This is a genomic window from Corallococcus sp. AB038B (assembly GCF_003668955.1).
Taxonomy (GTDB): domain Bacteria; phylum Myxococcota; class Myxococcia; order Myxococcales; family Myxococcaceae; genus Corallococcus; species Corallococcus exiguus.
In genome coordinates this window covers 1-447 of sequence record NZ_RAWO01000106.1, presented here as the reverse complement: position 1 = coordinate 447, position 447 = coordinate 1, and the positions used below count along the sequence as shown (strand labels likewise).

1 protein-coding gene is annotated in these 447 nt (G+C 68.5%); it reads right to left on the bottom strand.

Features of this window, described 5'->3' with window-relative positions:
• Positions 1-97: 97 nt before the first annotated feature.
• The coding region (locus D7Y04_RS44795) for a hypothetical protein (RefSeq protein WP_199749831.1) at positions 98-447 on the bottom strand (350 nt) is incomplete at its 5' end.

The window sequence follows — 447 nt, the reverse complement described above, 5'->3', positions numbered from 1 at the left end:
CCGTGTCGCCGATGGCGGACTTCAGCTACGACTTCCAGGACCTGCTCTTCACGCCCGTGAAGGACGACGCATCCGGAGCCGTTGCGCGCCCCGTTCACTAGTTGGAGCGGAAGAACGCGATGCTCTGCTGGAGCGCTTCCGGCACCGCGCTGAAGTGGTCGCCGGGCACCGTGTGGGCCTGCACGTCCAGCCCGGCCTTCCGCGCGCGTTCGGCCGTCTTGAGGGACTCGGCGCTGAAGTAGGGCTCCTCGCTGCCGAAGAAGAGCCGGGTGGGGCACTTGAAGCTGGTGGCGAAGGCCCCCGGGGAGCGCATCGTGATTTCGCGCGCATTCGTCACGGCGAAGGGGACGATGTCCTCACGCCCGACGATGAAGCCCTTCTGGTCGGGAGAGCCCGAGAGCGACGTGGCCGCCCTGAAGGTGCGGGAGGTCTGGGCCGCGAGCAGGG